This is a genomic window from Alishewanella jeotgali KCTC 22429, assembly GCF_000245735.1.
Taxonomy (GTDB): Bacteria; Pseudomonadota; Gammaproteobacteria; order Enterobacterales; family Alteromonadaceae; genus Alishewanella; species Alishewanella jeotgali.
This window is the reverse complement of sequence record NZ_AHTH01000013.1, coordinates 16,101-35,835: the sequence shown is the minus strand read 5'-3', so window position 1 is coordinate 35,835 and position 19,735 is coordinate 16,101. Positions and strand designations below refer to the sequence as shown.

The 19,735-nt window shown below is 51.9% G+C and carries 23 protein-coding genes; 10 read left to right on the top strand and 13 right to left on the bottom strand.

The window, feature by feature from the left end:
- The first annotated feature begins 11 nt into the window (after window positions 1-11).
- The 3 genes from AJE_RS06480 to AJE_RS06470 are packed head-to-tail and all read left to right on the top strand — an operon-like array spanning window position 12 to window position 1,746.
- Window positions 12-260 (top strand): hypothetical protein, encoded by a 249-nt coding sequence (locus AJE_RS06480; RefSeq protein ID WP_008950168.1) that lies wholly within the window; start codon window positions 12-14, stop codon window positions 258-260.
- Window positions 257-886, top strand: coding sequence for a nicotinamide riboside transporter PnuC (pnuC, locus tag AJE_RS06475; RefSeq protein WP_008950167.1), 630 nt, complete (start codon window positions 257-259; stop codon window positions 884-886). Before AJE_RS06480 ends, pnuC begins: the two co-directional genes overlap by 4 nt.
- Window positions 835-1,746, top strand: coding sequence for a phosphotransferase (locus AJE_RS06470; protein ID WP_008950166.1), 912 nt, complete (start codon window positions 835-837; stop codon window positions 1,744-1,746). The genes pnuC and AJE_RS06470 overlap by 52 nt, the downstream gene beginning before the upstream one ends.
- Here AJE_RS06470 and AJE_RS06465 read toward each other — a convergent pair.
- Window positions 1,720-1,902, bottom strand: a complete 183-nt coding sequence (locus AJE_RS06465; protein ID WP_008950165.1) for a MerR family transcriptional regulator — start codon at window positions 1,900-1,902, stop codon at window positions 1,720-1,722. The two genes, AJE_RS06470 and AJE_RS06465, sit on opposite strands and share 27 nt — an antisense overlap.
- 179 nt (window positions 1,903-2,081) lie before the next feature.
- On the opposite strand from AJE_RS06465, the gene AJE_RS06460 reads away from it, so the two are divergent.
- From AJE_RS06460 to AJE_RS06430, 7 genes are all read left to right on the top strand, one after another.
- Entirely contained in the window at window positions 2,082-4,202 is a 2,121-nt protein-coding gene (locus AJE_RS06460) for a S9 family peptidase (RefSeq protein ID WP_008950164.1), read from the top strand.
- Between the two features lie 269 nt (window positions 4,203-4,471).
- Window positions 4,472-7,267: a monovalent cation/H+ antiporter subunit A gene (locus AJE_RS06455; RefSeq protein WP_008950163.1), complete on the top strand. Its 2,796-nt coding sequence runs from the start codon at window positions 4,472-4,474 to the stop codon at window positions 7,265-7,267.
- Window positions 7,267-7,623 carry a Na+/H+ antiporter subunit C gene (locus AJE_RS06450; RefSeq protein WP_008950162.1) on the top strand — a complete coding sequence of 119 codons (357 nt, stop codon included), beginning with the start codon at window positions 7,267-7,269 and terminating at the stop codon, window positions 7,621-7,623. The genes AJE_RS06455 and AJE_RS06450 overlap by 1 nt, the downstream gene beginning before the upstream one ends.
- On the top strand, window positions 7,620-9,134 hold the full coding sequence (locus AJE_RS06445; RefSeq protein WP_008950161.1) for a monovalent cation/H+ antiporter subunit D: 1,515 nt from the start codon (window positions 7,620-7,622) through the stop codon (window positions 9,132-9,134). Before AJE_RS06450 ends, AJE_RS06445 begins: the two co-directional genes overlap by 4 nt.
- Window positions 9,131-9,667: a Na+/H+ antiporter subunit E gene (locus tag AJE_RS06440; protein WP_008950160.1), complete on the top strand. Its 537-nt coding sequence runs from the start codon at window positions 9,131-9,133 to the stop codon at window positions 9,665-9,667. The genes AJE_RS06445 and AJE_RS06440 overlap by 4 nt, the downstream gene beginning before the upstream one ends.
- The gene (locus tag AJE_RS06435; protein WP_008606849.1) at window positions 9,661-9,930 is read left to right on the top strand and encodes a K+/H+ antiporter subunit F; all 270 of its coding nucleotides are present in this window, start codon (window positions 9,661-9,663) and stop codon (window positions 9,928-9,930) included. Before AJE_RS06440 ends, AJE_RS06435 begins: the two co-directional genes overlap by 7 nt.
- Before the next feature lie 8 nt (window positions 9,931-9,938).
- The gene (locus AJE_RS06430; protein WP_008606850.1) at window positions 9,939-10,325 is read left to right on the top strand and encodes a Na+/H+ antiporter subunit G; all 387 of its coding nucleotides are present in this window, start codon (window positions 9,939-9,941) and stop codon (window positions 10,323-10,325) included.
- 24 nt (window positions 10,326-10,349) lie between these two features.
- Here AJE_RS06430 and mnhG read toward each other — a convergent pair whose 3' ends face one another.
- The 12 genes from mnhG to AJE_RS06370 form a co-directional block, all read right to left on the bottom strand.
- Window positions 10,350-10,733 carry a monovalent cation/H(+) antiporter subunit G gene (gene mnhG, locus AJE_RS06425; RefSeq protein ID WP_008950159.1) on the bottom strand — a complete coding sequence of 128 codons (384 nt, stop codon included), beginning with the start codon at window positions 10,731-10,733 and terminating at the stop codon, window positions 10,350-10,352.
- The gene (locus AJE_RS06420; protein WP_008606852.1) at window positions 10,723-11,007 is read right to left on the bottom strand and encodes an MrpF/PhaF family protein; all 285 of its coding nucleotides are present in this window, start codon (window positions 11,005-11,007) and stop codon (window positions 10,723-10,725) included. Before AJE_RS06420 ends, mnhG begins: the two co-directional genes overlap by 11 nt.
- On the bottom strand, window positions 11,004-11,477 hold the full coding sequence (locus AJE_RS06415) for a Na+/H+ antiporter subunit E (RefSeq protein WP_008950158.1): 474 nt from the start codon (window positions 11,475-11,477) through the stop codon (window positions 11,004-11,006). Before AJE_RS06415 ends, AJE_RS06420 begins: the two co-directional genes overlap by 4 nt.
- Complete coding sequence (locus tag AJE_RS06410; protein ID WP_008950157.1) at window positions 11,474-12,973, bottom strand: Na+/H+ antiporter subunit D; 1,500 nt, start codon at window positions 12,971-12,973, stop codon at window positions 11,474-11,476. The genes AJE_RS06415 and AJE_RS06410 overlap by 4 nt, the downstream gene beginning before the upstream one ends.
- Window positions 12,973-13,317 (bottom strand): Na+/H+ antiporter subunit C, encoded by a 345-nt coding sequence (locus tag AJE_RS06405; protein ID WP_008950156.1) that lies wholly within the window; start codon window positions 13,315-13,317, stop codon window positions 12,973-12,975. The genes AJE_RS06410 and AJE_RS06405 overlap by 1 nt, the downstream gene beginning before the upstream one ends.
- Window positions 13,317-13,754 carry a Na+/H+ antiporter subunit B gene (locus AJE_RS06400; RefSeq protein WP_008950155.1) on the bottom strand — a complete coding sequence of 146 codons (438 nt, stop codon included), beginning with the start codon at window positions 13,752-13,754 and terminating at the stop codon, window positions 13,317-13,319. Before AJE_RS06400 ends, AJE_RS06405 begins: the two co-directional genes overlap by 1 nt.
- Window positions 13,754-16,111 (bottom strand): putative monovalent cation/H+ antiporter subunit A, encoded by a 2,358-nt coding sequence (locus tag AJE_RS06395; RefSeq protein WP_008950154.1) that lies wholly within the window; start codon window positions 16,109-16,111, stop codon window positions 13,754-13,756. Before AJE_RS06395 ends, AJE_RS06400 begins: the two co-directional genes overlap by 1 nt.
- 175 nt (window positions 16,112-16,286) lie before the next feature.
- On the bottom strand, window positions 16,287-16,565 hold the full coding sequence (locus AJE_RS06390; protein ID WP_008606858.1) for an HPr family phosphocarrier protein: 279 nt from the start codon (window positions 16,563-16,565) through the stop codon (window positions 16,287-16,289).
- Complete coding sequence (rapZ, locus tag AJE_RS06385) at window positions 16,555-17,412, bottom strand: RNase adapter RapZ (RefSeq protein WP_008606859.1); 858 nt, start codon at window positions 17,410-17,412, stop codon at window positions 16,555-16,557. The genes AJE_RS06390 and rapZ overlap by 11 nt, the downstream gene beginning before the upstream one ends.
- Entirely contained in the window at window positions 17,409-17,882 is a 474-nt protein-coding gene (ptsN, locus tag AJE_RS06380) for a PTS IIA-like nitrogen regulatory protein PtsN (protein WP_008606860.1), read from the bottom strand. The genes rapZ and ptsN overlap by 4 nt, the downstream gene beginning before the upstream one ends.
- A gap of 2 nt (window positions 17,883-17,884) precedes the next feature.
- Window positions 17,885-18,172, bottom strand: a complete 288-nt coding sequence (hpf, locus tag AJE_RS06375; RefSeq protein ID WP_008606862.1) for a ribosome hibernation promoting factor — start codon at window positions 18,170-18,172, stop codon at window positions 17,885-17,887.
- A 25-nt stretch (window positions 18,173-18,197) separates the two neighbouring features.
- Window positions 18,198-19,715, bottom strand: a complete 1,518-nt coding sequence (locus AJE_RS06370; protein WP_008950153.1) for an RNA polymerase factor sigma-54 — start codon at window positions 19,713-19,715, stop codon at window positions 18,198-18,200.
- Window positions 19,716-19,735 lie beyond the last annotated feature (20 nt).

Sequence of the window (19,735 nt, the reverse complement as noted above, 5' to 3'; positions counted from 1 at the left end):
CGGAGGTTCGAATGCAACTTTCAGTTGAAATTAGTAAGTATCCGCTGGCCGAGGATTATAAAGGCCCTATTCTGGCTTTTCTTGGGCAGTTAGCACAGGAAGCGGAAATTGAAGTGCTGACTAATACCATGAGCACCCAGATCTTTGGTGAATACGACGCTGTGATGCAAGCTTTACAACGTTGTATGCGCTGGTCGATGGAACACTACGGTAAGCTGGTGTTTGTCTGTAAGTTTATTCCCGGCGATTTACGGCCATGAATGAACTGCTGAGCAAGCTGATTGCCGACTGGCAACTGTTACACAGTATCGAGCTGGTGGCGACGGTACTGGCGATAGCCTATGTGTTACTGGCCCTGAAGCAAAGCATCTGGTGCTGGCCGGCGGCCTTGCTCAGCACCTTACTTTTCACCCATGTGATGTGGGATTCAGCCTTGTTATCCGATGCGCTGCTGCATCTGTATTATGCCGGTATGGCGTTGTATGGTTGGTGGCGCTGGCAGCAACTGAAGCAGCAACCCGGGCAGGCTCATACCGTGTTTGAATGGGCCTGGCAGCGTCATTTATTACTGATCAGCCTGACCGCGATGGGCGGTCTGGCTTTAGGCTACCTGATGGCCAATTATACCCGCGCCGACTTTGCCTATCTGGATGCCCAGACCACTGCCTTTAGCCTGGTTGCCACCTGGCTGGTAGCGAAAAAGCTGTTATCAAACTGGCTATACTGGGTGGTGATTGATGCCGTGTCGATCTTTATCTATGCGCAAAAACATCTGTATTTTCTGACCGGCTTGTTTATGCTGTATACCATTATTGCCGTGGTGGGATATTTTGCATGGCGCAGCCATTATCAACTGCAGCTGACATTGCACAGCAAGACGCTGTAAGGCAGCTTTGCGAACAACTGGAGTTTTTTCAGCAGCACCCGCCGCTGGAGATCCGGCCCCTGGCCGCTGGGCAGAGTAATCTTAACTACTATCTGCGTACTGCACGCGGTGAATATGTGCTGCGGCGCTATGCCCGTCAACTTGGCGTATGTCGGCAGCAGGAGTTCCGTTGCCAACAGGCCGCCGCTGCTAAACAGATCGCTGCCACACCTTTACTGCTGCATAATCATCAGCAACTGCTGATTTCGGAATTTCTACCCGGTGGCGAGCCGCTTAAGCTTACCGACAGTCGTTTGAGCTTGCTGGCGGATACATTGGGGATTTTGCATAACCTAAGGGTGCAAACGCCACTATTACAGCCTGCCAGTTACTTACGGCAGTTATTGGCTCAGGGACAGCAGATCACCTTACAACCCGCAGCTAACCTTTTCGCCGCCTTGCAGCGTTGTGCTGAGCAATTAGCGGGGATGGCAACGGATCTGGTGCTTTGTCATCTGGATTTGCACGCCGATAACTTACTGTGGAATGGCAATAAAATCTGGTTACTGGATTTTGAGTACAGTCAGCTGTGTGATAACAGCTTTGATTTGGCGGCGATTATGCTGCATTTTGAGCTGACAGCAGCACAGCAGCAAAGGTTGTTGCGTCAATATAGCGCACAGCGGCGCTATCCGGACCGGCATACCGCAGAGCGTTTGGCTGCGACCTTGCCGCAACGTCTGCAATTGGCAAAATGCCTGTATAGTGGCTTTTGCTGGCTTTGGTATCAGGCTACGCCTGCCCTGCACCACAGGGCAAACAGTTGGCAACAGAGATTACAGCAGTTGCTGCAATCAGAGACCACCGAGCCGTTCCGCTAATACCTTGTAGCGTTTGACGTCTTCTTCGGCAAACATCGGCTTACCACTGGCATCTGTCTCTGCTGGCACCAGCAGATGCTCGCGGGTTAGGCGTTCGACCCGGATCACCGGAATACCCAACACCTCTGCCACTTGTTCAGTGGTTAATAAGCTCATTTTGACTCTCCTATTTTTCTTATTATTTGCGATCAGCGGCTACTTTGCATCAGTATAAGTCATGCTGCAAGGGCTGCCAGGTCGGATGTTACAGTGTTTTACATTTTTTTGCTGGAAACAGGTTAAAAAAACGTGCTAAATGAAAATGTCTTTATTAACGAAAGCAAAGCGAGGTTAAGATGTTTCTGAAACAGCCGCTGCTGTGGTTTGTCGCCATCCTCAGCGTTCCGGTGATGGCCAGCTCAGCAGTATTAACGGAGGCGCCACGAGCCGCCAAAGTGGATTTTCAGGTGGTGTCACCCCATGGTACCCGTAACGATCCTTATTATTGGTTGCGTGATGATACGCGCTCTGATCCGAAAGTCCTGGCGTATTTAGAGCAGGAAAATGCCTGGTACCGCCAATATAGCGCGGGCTACCAACAACTGACGACGCAACTGACGGAAGAAATTATTGGTCGGGTAAAGCAGGATGACAGCTCAGTTCCATACCGCAAAGGCGATTACCTGTACTACAGCCGTTATGAAACCGGTAAAGAATACCCAATCTATGCCCGTAAGGCGGCGAGCGGCGGTGCCGAACAGGTGCTGCTGGATGTGAATCAACTGGCTGAGGGTAAGGATTTTTATCAGGTCGCTAATCTGGCGATCAGCCCGGACCAGCAGTTACTGGCCTATATGGAAGATCTGAATGGCCGGCGTCAGTATACGCTGCGGGTACGGGATCTGCGTACCGGCAAAGAATTAACGGATTCTTTAAGCGGACTCTCGGCAGCCATTGCCTGGTCGGCGGATAGTAAACAGCTGTTTGTGGTACAAAACGATCCGGTGACCTTGCTTAGTAACAAGGTGCTGCGGCATACCCTGGGTCAGGACCCGGCCAAGGCGGCGCTGGTTTATGAAGAGTCAGACAACAGTTTCTATATGTGGGTCAGCAATAGTCAGGATAACCGCTATGTAATGATTCAGCTTGGTAGTACCGTATCTGACGAGCTTAGAGTGCTGGACGCGGCCAAAACTGATGGTCAGTTTCAGGTGTTAGCGCCAAGACAGCGTGATTTTAAGTACGGTGCTGAGCATTTGAACGGCCGCTGGATTATCCGTACTGACTGGGAAGCGCCGAACTATCGGCTAATGACAGTGGCGGCTGATAAAATCGGTGATCGTGCACACTGGCAGCCACTGCTGGCGCACAGCGAGCAGATTTTTATCCAAAATTTTGAGCTGTTTAATGATTATCTGGCGATCAGTGAGCGCAGTGACGGTTTACAGCGGATCCGGGTGATGCCATGGCAGGATCCGAGCAAGGCCTATTATATCAGCTCTGATGAAGCGGCGTACGTAACCGGCTTTGACATGAATGCCGAGCAGAATACCACTCTGCTGCGTTATACCTATACCTCTTTGACCACGCCGCCCAGCGTCTATCAGCTGGATATGACAAGCGGTGAGAAGACGCTGTTGAAACAACAGGAAGTGTTAGGTGGCTTCGATAAAGCCAACTATGTGACAGAGCGGGTATGGGCAACGGCGCAGGATGGTACCCGGATCCCGGTATCACTGCTGTATCGCAAAGGCTTTAAACGGGATGGCTCTGCCCCCCTGTATCAATATGCCTATGGCTCTTATGGTATGTCGATGGATCCCTGGTTCCGGGCTAGCGTGTTATCGCTGGTGGACCGCGGCTTTGTTTATGCCATTGCACATATTCGTGGCGGTCAGGAAATGGGCCGGCATTGGTATGAACAGGGTAAACTGCTGAATAAAATCAATACCTTTACTGATTTTATTGCCGTTACTGATTATCTGGTAGCCGAAAAATATGCCGCCAAAGATAAGGTGATTGGTATGGGTGGCAGCGCCGGCGGCTTGCTAATGGGTGCAGTGGCGAATATGGCACCGCAGAAATACCGGGCGCTGGTCGCACATGTGCCGTTCGTCGATGTGGTGACTACCATGCTGGATGAAAGCATTCCACTGACCACCAACGAGTTTGATGAATGGGGTAACCCGAAACAGCAACCTTTTTACGATTATATGCTGTCGTACTCGCCCTATGATCAGGTTTCTGCTCAGGCCTATCCGGCTATGCTGGTGACCACAGGCTTACATGACTCCCAGGTGCAATATTTTGAGCCGGCGAAGTGGGTCGCCCGCCTGCGCGAGCTGAAAACCGACAACAACCCCTTGCTGTTCCGCACCAATATGGAAGCCGGACACGGTGGTAAGTCAGGGCGTTTTGCCCGTCTGGCGGAAACGGCTGAAGAATATGCCTTTATTCTGAATCTGCTGGCAAAATAGCCGCTGCGTTTTGGGCAACGGCTGCATTGCCGGTCGTTGCCCCTGCATTTCGCGCTCCCTGCCTCGCTTTAGCCTGCCAGCGATAGACTTTTTTCAGCGCTACAGGTATAACTATAAGCATAATAATAAATTATTTTACCTGCCATGTCGGAATTCCCAGACATCCTCTATGCTGAAGTCAAATCGGTGCCAGCTGCTGTCGTAAGGGTGGCGGGGTGCTGCTGTTACTCAGGTCAGCCACTTAATCACTTACAGGAACTTACTGCGCTATGAATGTGTTATGGATTTTGCTGCTACCGATGCTGGGGACCCTGGTGCCGTTATTGCTGGCCAAACAATCCCGCAGCCGTAATGCCTGGGGTACCGCGGCGGCGCCAGCTCTCGCGCTGGCGATCTTATTAAGCACTACTCAAAGCGTGTTTTCCGGCGAGGTACTGCTGCAGCAATGGCAATGGATCCCGCTGCTGGGGCTGGATCTGACGCTGCGGCTGGACGGTCTGGCGTACCTGTTTTCCTTGCTGATCCTGGCCATTGGCCTGCTGATTATTTTGTATGCCCGTTATTATTTGTCTGAGCAGGACTCGATGCCGCGCTTTTACAGTTTTCTGATGCTGTTTATGACCGCGATGCTGGGGATAGTGCTGTCGGGTAATATTCTGCAAATCTGGTTGTTTTGGGAGCTCACCAGCATCAGTTCCTTTTTACTGATCAGCTTCTGGTGGCATAAGTCTGAAGCGCGCCGCGGCGCCCGCATGGCATTAACCATTACCGGTGGTGGCGGGCTTTGTTTGTTGGCGGCGTTTTTACTGCTGGGCAATATTGCCGGCAGTTACCAATTGGCTGATATCTTAGAGCAGGGTGCCTTAATTCAGCAGCACAGTCTGTATCCGCTGTTGCTGGTGCTGTTCTTACTGGGCTGTTTTACCAAGTCAGCACAGTTTCCGTTTCATTTCTGGTTACCTAATGCCATGGCGGCCCCGACGCCGGTCAGTGCCTATCTGCACTCTGCTACTATGGTTAAAGCCGGTATTTTCCTGCTGGCACGTTTTTACCCGGCGTTGTCCGGCACCGAGCTCTGGTTCTTGCTGGTTAGCTTAACCGGCCTGACGACCTTATTGGTTGGTGCTTATCTGGCGCTGTTTAAACATGATTTAAAGGGCTTGCTGGCCTATTCCACCATCAGCCATCTGGGGTTGATCACCTTATTATTTGGTCTGAATGCGCCGTTGGCGGCGGTGGCCGGCGTTTTTCATATTATTAACCATGCGACCTTTAAAGCCTCACTTTTTATGGCCGCCGGTATTATTGACCATGAATCCGGTTCGCGCGATATGCGGCGCCTAAATGGTCTGTGGCAATTTATGCCGATCACCGCGACCCTGATGATGGTAGCCGCTGCGGCCATGGCCGGGGTGCCGCTGCTGAATGGTTTCCTGTCGAAAGAAATGTTTTTCGCTGAAACATTGCAACAGCACCTGTTGGGCGCCTTATCCTGGATTATTCCGCTACTGGCAACGGTGGCGGCAATTTTCTCGGTCGCGTATTCGCTACGCTTAATTCATGATGTGTTCTTTAATGGTCAGCCGAAAGGCCTGACCAAGACACCGCATGAGCCGCCGCGCTATATGCGCTTACCGGTTGAGGTATTGGTACTGCTCTGTATTCTGGTTGGGATAGCACCCGCGATGTTGGTCGGTGGTTTATTAAATAGTGCGGCCGCAGCGGTGCTCGCCGGTAATTTACCGGAGTATAGCCTGGCGATCTGGCATGGCTTCAATCTGCCGCTGCTGATGAGCGCCATCGCGCTGGCCGGTGGTGTGCTGATGTATGTAAAACGCAAGCAACTGTTTGATTTTCAGAGTGCGCTGCCTGGTGTTGATACGCTGAATATTTTCGAGCAGCTGATGAAGCAGCTGACCCGCGGCGCTGAAAAGCTGTATAACTGGATTGATAACGGCTCATTGCAGCGCTATATGGCGCTGCTGTTAACCGCCTTTGTGATCCTGGCCGGCTTGCCGCTGATCCAGATGGATGCACTGGGCGGCGGCCGGGCAGAAATTCCTATCGATGCCGTTAACGCGACCGGTGCTGCTATGCTGCTGATCAGTGCCTTTGCCACTGTGGTCTGGCATCGCAAACGGGTCGTGGCCTTACTGATGATTTCAGTGGTGGGTCTGATGGTGTCGATTGCCTTTACCCGCTTTTCGGCCCCTGATCTGGCACTGACGCAATTAAGTGTAGAAGTGGTGACCATTATTCTGTTGATGCTGGCACTGTTCTTCCTGCCGCACAAAACGCCAAAACAATCTGAGCCATCTAAAGTAGTGCGGGATCTGGGACTGGCCTCCCTGGTCGGTATTATTGTTGGTAGTCTGAGCTATGCCATTATGACGCGGCCCTTTACCACCATTTCTGATTTCTTTATTGCGAATGCCAAAACCGGCGGTGGCGGCACCAATGTCGTGAATGTGATCCTGGTCGATTTCCGCGGCTTTGATACGCTGGGTGAAATCGCGGTGCTGGGGATCGCTGCGCTGGGGATCTTTAAATTACTAACCCGTATTCCGGTATTTAAACCGAGCAGCGACGGCGAAGGCCGGCCCTGGGCCCGTGAGCGGCACCCGTTACTGCTGGCCACCGTGGCCCAGAGTATCCTGCCGCTGGCGCTGATGGTGTCTATCTATATTTTCTTCCGTGGTCATAATTTGCCGGGTGGTGGCTTTATCGCCGGCTTGATTACTGCGGTGGCAATTATCCTGCTCTATATCTCGCAGGGGGTGGACTGGGTTAAAGCGCGGATGAATATCGAGTATCAGCGGGTGGTGGCAGTGGGTCTATTGATTGCCTTTATGACCGGGTTAGCAAGCTGGCTGTTTGGTCGCCCTTATCTGACGTCCTGGTTCGACTACTTCCAGCTGCCGCTATTCGGAGAAATCGAACTGGCCAGTGCTATTGCTTTTGATTTGGGCGTCTATGTCACTGTTGTTGGCGCGACCCTGCTGATCCTGGCCAGCCTGGGTAAGATGACCACTTCGTACCGGCCAACTCATAAGGAGCAATTGTAATGGAAACCCTGTTTGCCTTATGTATCGGTTTTTTAACCGCCTGTGGCGTGTTTTTAATGCTGCGTGGCCGTACCTTCCCGGTCGTGGTAGGTTTGACCATGCTGTCTTATGCGGTCAATTTGTTTATCTTTGCCTCCGGCCGCTTAAATCTGAAAGGCGCTGTGGTGTTAGGAACCTCAGATAGTTATGCGGATCCCTTGCCGCAGGCCTTAGTATTAACTGCGATAGTAATAGGTTTTGCGATGACAGCCTTTTTAGTGATCCTGGCGATCCGGGCCCGGGCCGATCTGGGGAATGACCACGTGGATGGCAGTATGCCGGCACCGCGCCACGCCAAGCGGGAGCGCACCAAATGAATCATTTGATCCTGGTGCCGATTTTACTGCCGTTTTTAACGGCGCTGCTGATTATGCTGCCACCAATCCACTACTCAGCGCAGCGCCGGCGCTGGCTCAGTATGATCTCCACCGCGCTGTTGCTGGTGGTATCCGTCGTCTTGCTGCTCACTATTAAGCAGCAAGGGCTTACCTTTTATGCTTTGGGCAATTGGCAACCGCCTTTTGGTATCATAATGGTGGCTGATCTGGTCAGCTGCATTATGCTGTGTCTAACTGCCTTTCTGGCTCTGGGCGCCATCAGCTATGGCAGTGCCGGTGAAGATGAAAAAGGCTCATTCTTCCACCCGCTGTTTCAGTTCCAACTAATGGGGATTAACGGCGCCTTCCTTACCGGCGACCTGTTTAACCTGTTCGTATTTTTTGAAGTGCTGCTAATTGCCTCTTATGCGTTGTTGATCCATGCCGGTGGCAAAAATAAAACCCGTGCGACTGTGCATTATGTGATACTAAACTTGACCGGCTCGGCAGTGTTCTTGCTGGCCCTGGCGATCCTGTACGGTACCCTGGGCACGCTGAATATTGCCGACATGGCACTGAAAGTCACCCAGTTGCCGGATGATAACCTGATGCTGGTTAAAGCCGGCGCCTTAATGCTGTTGATAGTCTTTGCGCTGAAGGCGGCTATTTTGCCGCTGCAGTTCTGGTTACCGGCTACCTATGCCTCCGCCTCGGCGCCTGTTGCCGCCCTGTTTGCGGTAATGACCAAGATTGGTGTTTATGCACTGCTGCGGGTGTTTACCACCATTTTTGGCGAGCAAGCTGGCCCACTACAAGGGTTAGCGAACAGTTGGTTGTGGCCCTTTGGCTTAGCGACGATGCTGCTTGGCGCCATTGGTGTGCTGGCCAGTCAGGATTTCCGTAAGCTGGTTGCCAATCTGGTGCTGGTTTCGGTTGGCAGTCTGGTGGTGCTGGTGGCAGTACAAAATACCGCTGCCCATGCTGCGGTACTGTATTATACCGTACACTCGACCTTGATCTGTGGCGCCTTATTCCTGCTGGCAGATTTGATTGCGACCCAGCGTGGCAAGGCACAGGATCGACTGGTCGCCGCGCGGCGGGTGAATCAACCGGTGTTGTTGGGCACGCTCTTTGTGCTGTGTGCTATTTCTGTCGCTGGCCTACCGCCGTTATCAGGCTTTATCGGCAAGGTGATGCTGCTGCAGGCGGCCTTTGGCGCCAATGGTCAATACTGGCTGTGGGCTATTCTGTTGTTATCCAGCCTATTAGTACTGATTGGTCTGTCACGTGCCGGTAGTACCCTGTTCTGGCGGGTAAGTGGTATGCAAAAAGCCGAAGAGCGGGTGCAACCTTTACAATTATTTGCCGTGTTATGGTTACTCAGTGCCAGCCTGCTGCTAATGGTATTCGCCGGCCCGCTGACAGAACTTAGCTTTGCTGCCGCCCGCCAACTGGCAGATGTGCTGGGTACCATCCAAAGCATTCTTCCCGGCTCAGGAGTCTTACCATGAGAATGACACCCCGCTTTAGCTGGTTGCCGACGCCTTATCGTAGCCTGCTGTTATTTGTGATCTGGTTATTGCTGAACCAGAGTCTGGCGCTGCTGCATTTGTTTTTTGCAACAGTATTGGCGATTGGTATTCCCTGGATCTGTTACCGCTTCCGCGATCCGCAGCCATTAATTGAACGCCCGGGCCTGGCGCTGCGTTATATTCTGCGGGTGTTTGCCGACATTATTACCGCTAATGCACAGGTGGCGGTGTTGATCCTGGGACCTGTTAAGAAGCTGCGCCCTGCCTTTGTCCGGATCCCGCTGGATTTACAACATAATTTACCGCTGACCATTCTCGCAGCGTCAGTATCGATGACCCCGGGAACGGTAAGTGCCGACATTTACCCCAGCATCGAGCATCTGGCACCCGACGAACCGCAGCCACAGCGCTGGTTACTGATCCACGTCTTGGATATGGATAATGAAGCCGAGCTGATTGCCACCATCAAAAGCCGCTATGAAGCACCACTGAAGGAGATCTTCCAATGTTAGCGCAGGTGATTTTTTTAGTGTTCGGGATGATTAGCCTGGCATTGCTGCTTAATCTATGGCGGCTGATGCGTGGTCCCAGCCTGCCCGATCGGATCCTGGCGCTGGATACCATGTATATCAACAGTATCGCGCTGATTATCCTTTATGGCTTGCTGATGGGCTCGCCGCTGTATTTTGAAGCGGCGCTGCTGATTGCGATGATTGGTTTTGTGAGTACCGTCGCGGTATGTAAGTTCTTACTTCGTGGCGACATTATTGAATAGGAGGAAGCATGAACCATTGGCTTGAGTGGGCTGTTGCCTTCTTTTTATTACTCGGCGGCAGCTTTGTGTTGATTGGCTCTATTGGTCTGGTACGGATGCCGGATTTCTTTACCCGCTTGCACGGCCCAACTAAGGCCACGACCCTTGGCATGGGAGGGATCTTATTGGGCTCGATTTTCTATTTCAGTATGTCACCGGAAACGCTGAGCGTGCATGAAATGCTGATCACCATCTTTTTACTGATCACAGCGCCGGTCAGTGCTCATATGTTGATTAAAACGGCACTGCACCACCGTTTAAAAGCGGTGGAACATACCCAGGGCGAACAGGAATTAAAACGCGGCCAGGCGTTTGCCAGTAAAGAGGGCAATAGAAGTGAAACGCCGGATGATTAATGATTAATCCGGCGTTAGCCTAACTTAACTCTTCTGCTCGGTGTCCGACGCTTCCTGACTGCGAAGCGTATGGCTTTGCTCATCATAACGGCCTTGCAGCTCGTCTTTTAAGGTTTTCTCCCACAGTGGCACACCGATAAAGTAGCCGGCGCGGCCTATAGTATGGGCGGCAATCGGCGAGGTGAGGGTGGTAAAAGCCATCACCGCCAGCGCCTTTAAGGTGACACTGCTTTCACCGAAGAACAGCATCACGGCACACATAATTAAACCGGCACCCAAGACCCCGGATTTGGTGGTGGCGTGCATTCGGGTCAGCAGGTCTGGCATCCGGAACACGCCGAGTGCGGCTACCAGCATAAACAGGCAACCGGCCAATAAGAAAATGGCGGCAAGTAGTTCACTGATCATGGCGTTGACCTCCTCGTTCCAGATAACGGGCAAACCCAATGGCGGTTAAAAAGGCGGTAAGCGCCAGCACCATGGTGACATCAATATAGGCATCTTTACCACTACGGATGGCATAAAGACCGATAACACCGACGGTGATAGAGGCGATCAGTTCCAGTGCCACGACCCGGTCCGGCAGGCTCGGGCCACGTAGCAGCCTTACCATGGCTAACAGTAAGGCTAACCCCAGAATGACAAAGCCGGCCAGCACGGCATAATCCAAAATGCTATTCATCGCATCACCCTTAAAATTTTTGCTTCCATCCGTTTTAGCTCAGACATCACCTGTTGCTCATCGTACAGGTACATTACATGCACATAGAGCACCTTGCGATCGGTTGACACGTCCAGACTCAGTGACCCTGGTGTTAACGAGATGGCATTGGCCACCATGGTAATTTCCATATCGGTTTCTGCCCGAAGCGGCATCGCGATAACGCCGGGTTTCATCAAATTGGTCGGTGTCAGCACGTCCCAGGCCACCTTCAGGTTGGCCATAATCAGTTCTTTGGTAAAGAACAGCATAAAATTCAGTAAACGTGGTACCTGTAACCGGTATTTACGCACCTCTGGCTGACCGCGAAAAACGAAGATCAACACCAGATAAGACACGATAAAGCCGACCAGCAAGCCGACACCACTCATGGTATCGGTCAGGGCGGCCCAGATCAGGGCCATCACCAGATTCGCTAATAATGGATTCATTTCGCGCCTCCCAACACAGCCTCAATATAGCGCTGCGGCTCCAGTAACTGCTGCGCGGCGGTTTCGGCCAGCACATAGATTGGCTGGGCAAAGATACCAATGGCCACTGTCATCGCCGCCAGCAGACCGGTGGTCCAGTACAGGGCAGTATTGCGGTACGGTGCCGGCACTTCAATTGCTGGCTCTGGCGCTTTCTTCCAGAACGCCTCATTCCAGATCTTGATCATTGAGAACAAGGTAAAGAGACCAACAAACAGCGCTATGGCCACCGCCCACCAGGCTTGTGCTTCGACACCGGCTTTAATCAGAATAAACTTGGCGAAAAAGCCGGAGAGCGGCGGCACCCCGGCCAGAGAAAACGCCGGGATCATAAAGAGTAGCGCCAGTCCGGGGTGTTTCTTATAAAGTCCACCCAGCTGCTTTAATTCAAAACTGCCACCCAGCCGGTACATCATACCGGCGACAAAGAACAGGTTCGCCTTCACGATAATATGGTGCATGATATAGAACACACCGCCAATCAGTGCCAGCGGCGTAAAGAGCGCCAGGCCAAGCATCATATAACCAATCTGGCTGATAATATGGAAACTAAGGATGCGGCGCACTTCATACTGCGATGCTGCTCCCAGCACCCCGGTTAGCATGGTAAAGACCGCCATCCACAGCAGGATCTGATGCGTAAAGTCGACTTCGCCGGTAAACATCAGCGTAAACACCCGGTACAGCGCATAAACTCCGACCTTGGTGAGCAGGCCGGCAAACACCGCTGACACGGCAACCTGAGGCGTGTGATAAGAGGCAGGCAACCAGAAAAACAGCGGGAAGGCCGCCGCCTTGATCGAGAAAGCGATCAAAAACAGCATTGCCACCAGCGTCACCATTTTCGGATCTTCAACCTGCTGTAACCGTACTGCGATATCTGCCATATTCAGGGAGCCGACCAGACCATACAGCAGGCCGATCGCGGTCAGGAACAGAGCAGAGGACAACAGGTTGAGCGTCACATATTTGATGGCGCCTTCCATTTGTGCCCGCTCGCCGCCCTGGATCAGCAGTGCAAAAGAGGCCACCAGCAAGACTTCAAACCAGACGTAGAGGTTGAAGATATCGCCGGTTAAAAAGGCACCGTTCACGCCGGCCAGCAGCAGGTGTAACAGCGGGTAGTAGCCAAAGCGCTCAAAGCGCTTACGCACCGTTTTCAGGCTGTAAACTGCGGTGGCGAAGCCGGTAATGGCGGCCAGCAACACCATAATGGCACCCAGTAAATCCGACACCAGCACTATGCCAAAGGGCGCCGGCCAGGAACCCACCTCCAGCACCTTAATGCCGTTAAGCCAGGTTTGCCAAAGCAGTACTATCGCCGCGACCAGCACTGCAGCTGTGCCCAGTACGCCCAGAATACGCTGTACACCATGGTTATTCAGCGCCACCAGCGACAGCGCGCCGATAATCAGCGGAATAATAACCGGTAACGCAATCAGAACTGACATATCCATTAGTCGGTCCCTTTCATTTCGTTCATATCGTCGGTACGGATCACCTCATAGGCTCGGTGCAGCAATACCACGGCAAAAGCCAGTACACCGAAACCAATAACGATAGCGGTGAGAATTAACGCTTGTGCTAATGGGTCAGCCGAGCCACCGACCACTGTTTCTGCCCCTTTAGCAATCAGTGGCGGCACGCCACGTTCCAGGCCAGCGACTGTGAAAATTAGCAGGTTTGCCGCGTTCGACAGTAAGATCAGACCGATTAACAGCTTTACCATTGAGCGGCGCAGCATCATATAAATGGCGGCTGCGTAGAGGCAGCCAATCAGAATAGCCATCATGGTGGTCATTAGTGTTCAGCCTCCACCAGAGTAAAAATAACAGTAAGCACGGTGCCAATCACGCCAAGAAAAACACCGATATCGAAGATCAGCGGCGTGCTGAGTTTTAACTCACCAAAAATTGGCAGTGGCAGTGTCCACCATTGAGCAGTAAAGAAGTTATCGCCTACCAACAACGAGGGCAGTGAAGATAAGGCTGCCAAAGCCAGGCCAATGCCAACCAGTTGCAGCGGATGCACCCTGAGCAGGGCTTTGGCAGAGGGGTAATCATCGGCAAATAATTTTAACGCGATAGCTGCTGCGGCTACCAGACCACCGATAAAGCCGCCGCCGGGTTCATTGTGACCGCGTAACAGCAAGAACAAAGAAAACAATAACAATAGCGGCAATATAATAGTGGTGCCGGTGCTCAGGATCAGTGAGCGCATATTAAACTGACGGCTCATTACAGCTCTCCTTTAACAGATTGTTGCCGCTTCTGTTCGGCGGTCAACCTTTTATCGGCATTGGTTACCGGCTTGGCGCCGGTTCGCAGGTGTACCATGGCATAGACACCGATCGCCACCAGCGCTAATACGAAGATCTCGCCCAGCGTATCCAGGGCCCGGAAATCAACCAGGATCACGTTAACCACGTTGCGGCCATAACCCTCCGGGACGCTCTTCTCCAGAAAGTACCAGGCTATCCCTTCCATGGAGCGGGAGGCGGTAACCAGCAAAATCAACAGGGTAATAACGGTGCCACTGGCAATTGCAATCAGAGCGTCGCGGGCACGGTGGGCGGTGGAAGATAGGCGACGGAATTCGGGTAACCGGTACAGTACCAACACCAGCAGCAACACAGTGATCGTTTCGACCAACACCTGGGTAATACCGACATCGACCGCGCTAAAGAACACATAAATCAGCGCCACCGCAAAACCCAGTGCGCCAAGCAGCGCCACTACGCCAAGGAAAGAATTCAGTACCACAGCGCTGATAATGGTGGTTAGCAAGACCAGAAAAATCACGGCTTCCTGCACCCGGACATCGCTAAATTGCCAGTTTAGCTCAAAGTGCTCCAGCCTTAGCATCGCCCAGCCGACCAACAGTACCACTGTCGCCATCGTCGTCAGCAGATAATTGCGTAAATAACCGTTCTGTAGCACCCGGGTTTGCCAGGCGGCAAAGCTGACCAGCGCTGCCATCAGTTTGTTGTAGCCGGCTTCCGGCCCGGCTTTACTCAGCGTCTCCACCACGGCGGTAAGTTTGCGCCACGGCTGCCAGAAGCGGAATAGTAATAAACCCAACACCAGACTGCCAAGGCTAAGCATTAATGGCAGGTTAATGCCATGCCACAGTGCCAGATAACCGCTAATAGGTTGGCCATAGACCGCGGTTGCTGCCGCATTTAATAAGTACTGGTCCGGCAGCATCGGTAACAGACCGAAAATCAAACCAAGCGTAGCGAGTACGGCGGGCCCGGCTAACATTTGCCAGCCCGGATCATGCGCCGGCTTAGGTGTCGGTAACGCCTGACCAAACCAGGGTTTAATCGCCAACAGCGCAGCAACCAGCACCACAAAGATATTCGCCAGTACCGTAGCGGCGGTCAGTCCCAACTGCCACTGCGAGCCGCTTAACACTGCCTCCAGCAGCAGCTCTTTACCGACAAAACCAAATAGCGGGATCACGCCGGCCAGAGACAGAGCCGCCACTACCGCAACCAGGGTAGTGCGAGGCATCAGCTTGCGTAAGCCGGATGCTTTTTCAAAGTCCTTGATGCCGGCTTCATGGTCGAGAATACCGGCAATCATAAACAGTGCCCCTTTATACAGCGCATGCGCCAATAAGAAGGTGACTGCGGCCAGCGCCGCCTTTTCGGTACCTAACCCCAGTAACATGGTGAGGGTACCCAGCGCCATCACAGTGGAATAGGCCAACACTTTTTTGATGCCGGTGGCGCGGCTGGCCAGGAAAATACCGGTCAGCATAGTGAGTGCTCCCACTGCACTTAAGGTCAGCAACCAGACTTCACTGCCTCCCAGGCTGGGTTGCAGGCGCGCCAGCAGATAAACCCCGGCCTTTACCATAGTTGCAGAGTGTAAGTAAGCACTTACCGGTGTTGGAGCTGCCATCGCATTCGGTAGCCAGAAATGAAAAGGTGTTTGCGCTGATTTGGTAAAGGCTCCCAGCAGGATCAGGATCAGCATCGGTAGATAGAGGCTGTGACCGGTCAAATCCTGTTGCAGCACATCACTCAGTTGATAGCTGCCCGCGGCCATACCCAGCATAATCAGCCCTGTCATCAGCGCCAAACCACCCAGCACTGTTACCATCAACCCCTGATGGGCTTTTTGGCGTGACTCGCTATCTTCGTGATTAAAGCCAATCAGCATAAAGGAGCTGACGGTGGTCAGTTCCCAGAACACAAATAAGGTGATCAGATTATCGGATAATACCAGGCCGAGCATGGCGCCCATAAAGCTGAGCAAGAATAAAAAAAAGCGCCCCAGTGCCGGATGCCCTTGCAGATATTGGCCGGCATAGCAGAGGATAAAGGTGCCGATACCGGTGATCAGTAAGGCAAAGAGTAACGACAAGCCATCCAGCATAAAGCTGAGCTGAATACCCAGCCCCGGAAACCATGGCCAGCTTTGCAGCAGCGGCTGCCCCTGACTGACGGCACTGAGTTGGCTGGCGAAATAGATAAATAGCGTAGCGGGTAACAACGCTAGCACCAGACCAGTATGTTTACCGAGCAGTCGATACAGATGTGGCGCGATACAGGCGAGCAAAAAGATCGAGAGGACCACATTTAACATAAGCTACTCCTGTTTAGATAGCCTGAAATTGCGGTTGATACGCACCCCGGCGTGGCGCGGATTGCTGTTTAAGAGTAGTTCAAGCTACTAATTTTCAATTAAAAGAACTGAACAAGGCAGTAAAGGTAGCAGATTTAGGGGGGGGAATAAAGAAAAACCGGCCGAAATCGCCGGTTCAGAGCTCGTCAAAGCCGGCGTCTATTAACGCCACTATCGCCTCTAGCGCTGCTGCAGCATCAGGCCCTTCAGTGGTAACAGTCAGGGTTTTGCCCTTGCTACTGGCCAGCATCAGCAGTGCCAGCACACTACCGGCATCGGCGGTTTTACCGTCATCCTGCATCAGTTCAACCTTAGCCGAAAATTTCTGGCACAGTTGTACCAACTTAGTGGCAGCCCTGGCATGTAACCCCAGCTGATTGATGATGGTAACCTGTTGACTGAGTTTAGCGGCCATGATGACGTTTTAACTCCCGGTGCCGGATTTGCACATCATCACGTTGACTGCGATAGCTTTCCGCCAGACTTTCCGCGATATAAACCGAACGGTGTTGGCCACCGGTGCAACCGATAGCGATCGTCAGGTAGCTGCGGCTATTACGCTCCAGATGCGGTAACCAACTGCTGATAAAGCTGTTAATTTGCCAGATATATTTACCTACTATGGCTTCTGCCGCCAGATAGTCCTTTACTGGCTGATCCAGACCCGTCAGGGGCTTTAACTCTGGTTCCCAATGCGGATTGGGCAGAAAACGGGCATCAAACACAAAGTCGGCATCCTTGGGAATGCCATATTTAAAGCCAAAGGACTCAAACAGGATCACCAGGCGACCGGTTTTCTGGCCAAGGATCCGTTCACGCAATACTTCTGCCAGTTGGTGTACGTTAAGGTCAGTGGTATCAATATAGAGATCGGCGCGGCTGGCAATAGGATCTAACAGTTGCTGTTCGCGGGAGATCGCTTCATCCAGTGACATCGCCTGGTGAGATAGCGGATGTAAACGCCGGGTTTCGCTAAAGCGTTTAATCAGGGTAGTGTGGTCCGCATCCAGATACAGGATAGTCAGTTCCAGCTTACGCGGCAGGTAAGACAGGATCTCCGCCAGCTCTTCCGGTTCATTCGGCAGATTACGTACGTCAATACTGACGGCAACCCGCTCATACTGACCCATCACCGCATTAGCGAGAGTCGGTAATAAATTAACCGGAATATTGTCGACGCAGTAGTAGCCCAAATCTTCCATTACTCTCAGCGCCACCGATTTTCCTGAACCTGAGCGGCCACTGACTACCAGCAGTTTCATTTTTCACCCGTTTGTTGGCTATAGTCCATTAATAACTGATACAGCTCCTGATCAGAACTGGCATGTCGGATCTTTTTGGTCAGATCTTTTTGAGTCAGCAGTTTTGCAATACCAGAAAGTGTAGTTAAGTGAGCCTGACACTGATCTTTCGGGATCAGGATGGCACAAAAAATATCGACGCCCTGGTTATCGATGGCGTCAAAGGGGATCGGATCCTGGCTTACCACAAATATCAGGATCGGTGAGGTAACACAGTCCAGCTTGCCATGGGGAATGGCAATACCACCACCAATACCGGTTGAACCCAGCTTTTCCCGGGTCATCAGGGCTTCCAGAATGCTGTACTCAGACATCTCTGGCAGCTGTTGATGAGCCAGTTCGGCAATATATTCGAGGATCCGTTTTTTGCTGTTAAAAAGAACTGCACTCTTGGTGCAGTTCTTCTCCAGCATAGCGCTTAAATTTATCATGGTTAGTGTCGCGACAACTTTTCTTTGTGTTTAATCACTTGCCGGTCCAGTTTATCAATTAACTGGTCAATTGCAGCATACATATTTTCATCTTCTGACACCGCAAAGACTTCACCGCCGTTTAAATGTACTTTGGCTTCAGCGATTTGCTTCAGTTTTTCAACGTTCAGAATGACATGCACATTATTAATATTCTCGAAATGACGCTCCAACTTGGAAAATTTACTGTCTACATATTCTCTCAGAGAGTCGGTAATTTCTACATGACGGCCAGTTAAGTTGATTTGCATAGACTCTTCCTTCTTGTTAAGACACTTACAGCAAGGTCTTTCGTTGATTAGATGGCGCAATAAACAGCGATTCACGGTACTTGGCGATGGTACGCCTTGCGACATTGATCCCCTGTTCGGATAAGATTTCTGCCATCTTACTGTCACTCAGTGGCTTAGCCGGATTCTCTGCTGCCACCAATTTCTTGATAAAGGCACGGATGGCGGTGGATGAACATTCACCACCACTCTCTGTACTAACATGACTGGAGAAGAAGAATTTAAGTTCAAAAATTCCGCGCGGCGTATGCATGTACTTTTGGGTAGTAACCCGGGATATTGTCGACTCATGCATACTTACCATTTCTGCCACATCATTTAATACCATGGGTTTCATGGCTTCTTCGCCATGCTCAAAAAAGGCTTGTTGTTGTTGCACGATACAGTTGGCGACCTTTAGCAAGGTTTCGTTGCGGCTTTCCAGACTTTTCAAAAACCATTTTGCCTCCTGCAGATGTGAGCGGATAAACTGGCTGTCGGCGCTGCTTCTGACCGTTCTGGACAGCGCGGCATACTGCTGGTTGATTTTCACTTTGGGCATGGCATCCGGATTCAGCTCCACCTGCCAACGACCTTTAACCTTGGTTACCACCACATCAGGAATCACATATTGTTGTTCCTGCCTGATCACATCGGCGCCGGGGCGCGGGTTCAGGCTGTGGATCAAGCGCATCACTTCTTTTAACTCATCTTCTTTGAGTTTAGTCACCCGCATCAAAGAACGAAAGTCCCGGTTAGCTAAAAAGTCGGTATATTCGCTGATTATTTGTTTTGCGTCATTTAAATAGGGGGTGGCAGGATCAAACTGCCGTAATTGGATCAGCAAACACTCTTTCACCGAGCGGGCCGCCACACCAACAGGATCAAACAATTGGATCCGTTTTAATACGGCTTCGACTTCATCGGCTTCGACATCCGGCAACTGCAGTGAAGCTAAGATATCTTCCACATCTATGGTCAGCAAACCGGCTTCATCAACGGCTTCGATAATGACTTCGGCAATGGCGCGGTCTGTCTCAGAAAAGGGCGTTAGGTCCATTTGCCAACGCAAATAGTCCTGTAAGGTTTCGGTGGTTTCGCCCTGATATACCAGATCCTCGTCTGGCAGAGTGCCATTGCTGACCGGGGCGGCACTGACTAAATCGTCCCAGTTATTGTCCAGTGGTAGGTCTTCCTGAATATTCTGCTCGGCCATTGCCTCGCTGGTATCGCGCTCACTAACGTCATTAAATTCCGGATAATCGTCATTACCAGCTTGGTAGTCTTCACTGTCAGACGTTGACCCACTGCTGTCTTCACGGTTGATATTCGACAGGCTCAGGTCCGTCTCGGGCGTGCCCGGTTCGAAGTCGTCGTCGGGCTCAAGCAAGGGGTTGGCATCCAGCGCTTCCTGGATTTCCTGCTGCAGCTCAATGGTTGAGAGCTGTAACAAGCGGATCGCTTGCTGCAGCTGTGGCGTCATTGTTAGCTGTTGGCCAAGGCGAAGTTGTAAAGACGGCTTCATGTAAGTCTGATTCTCTCCTG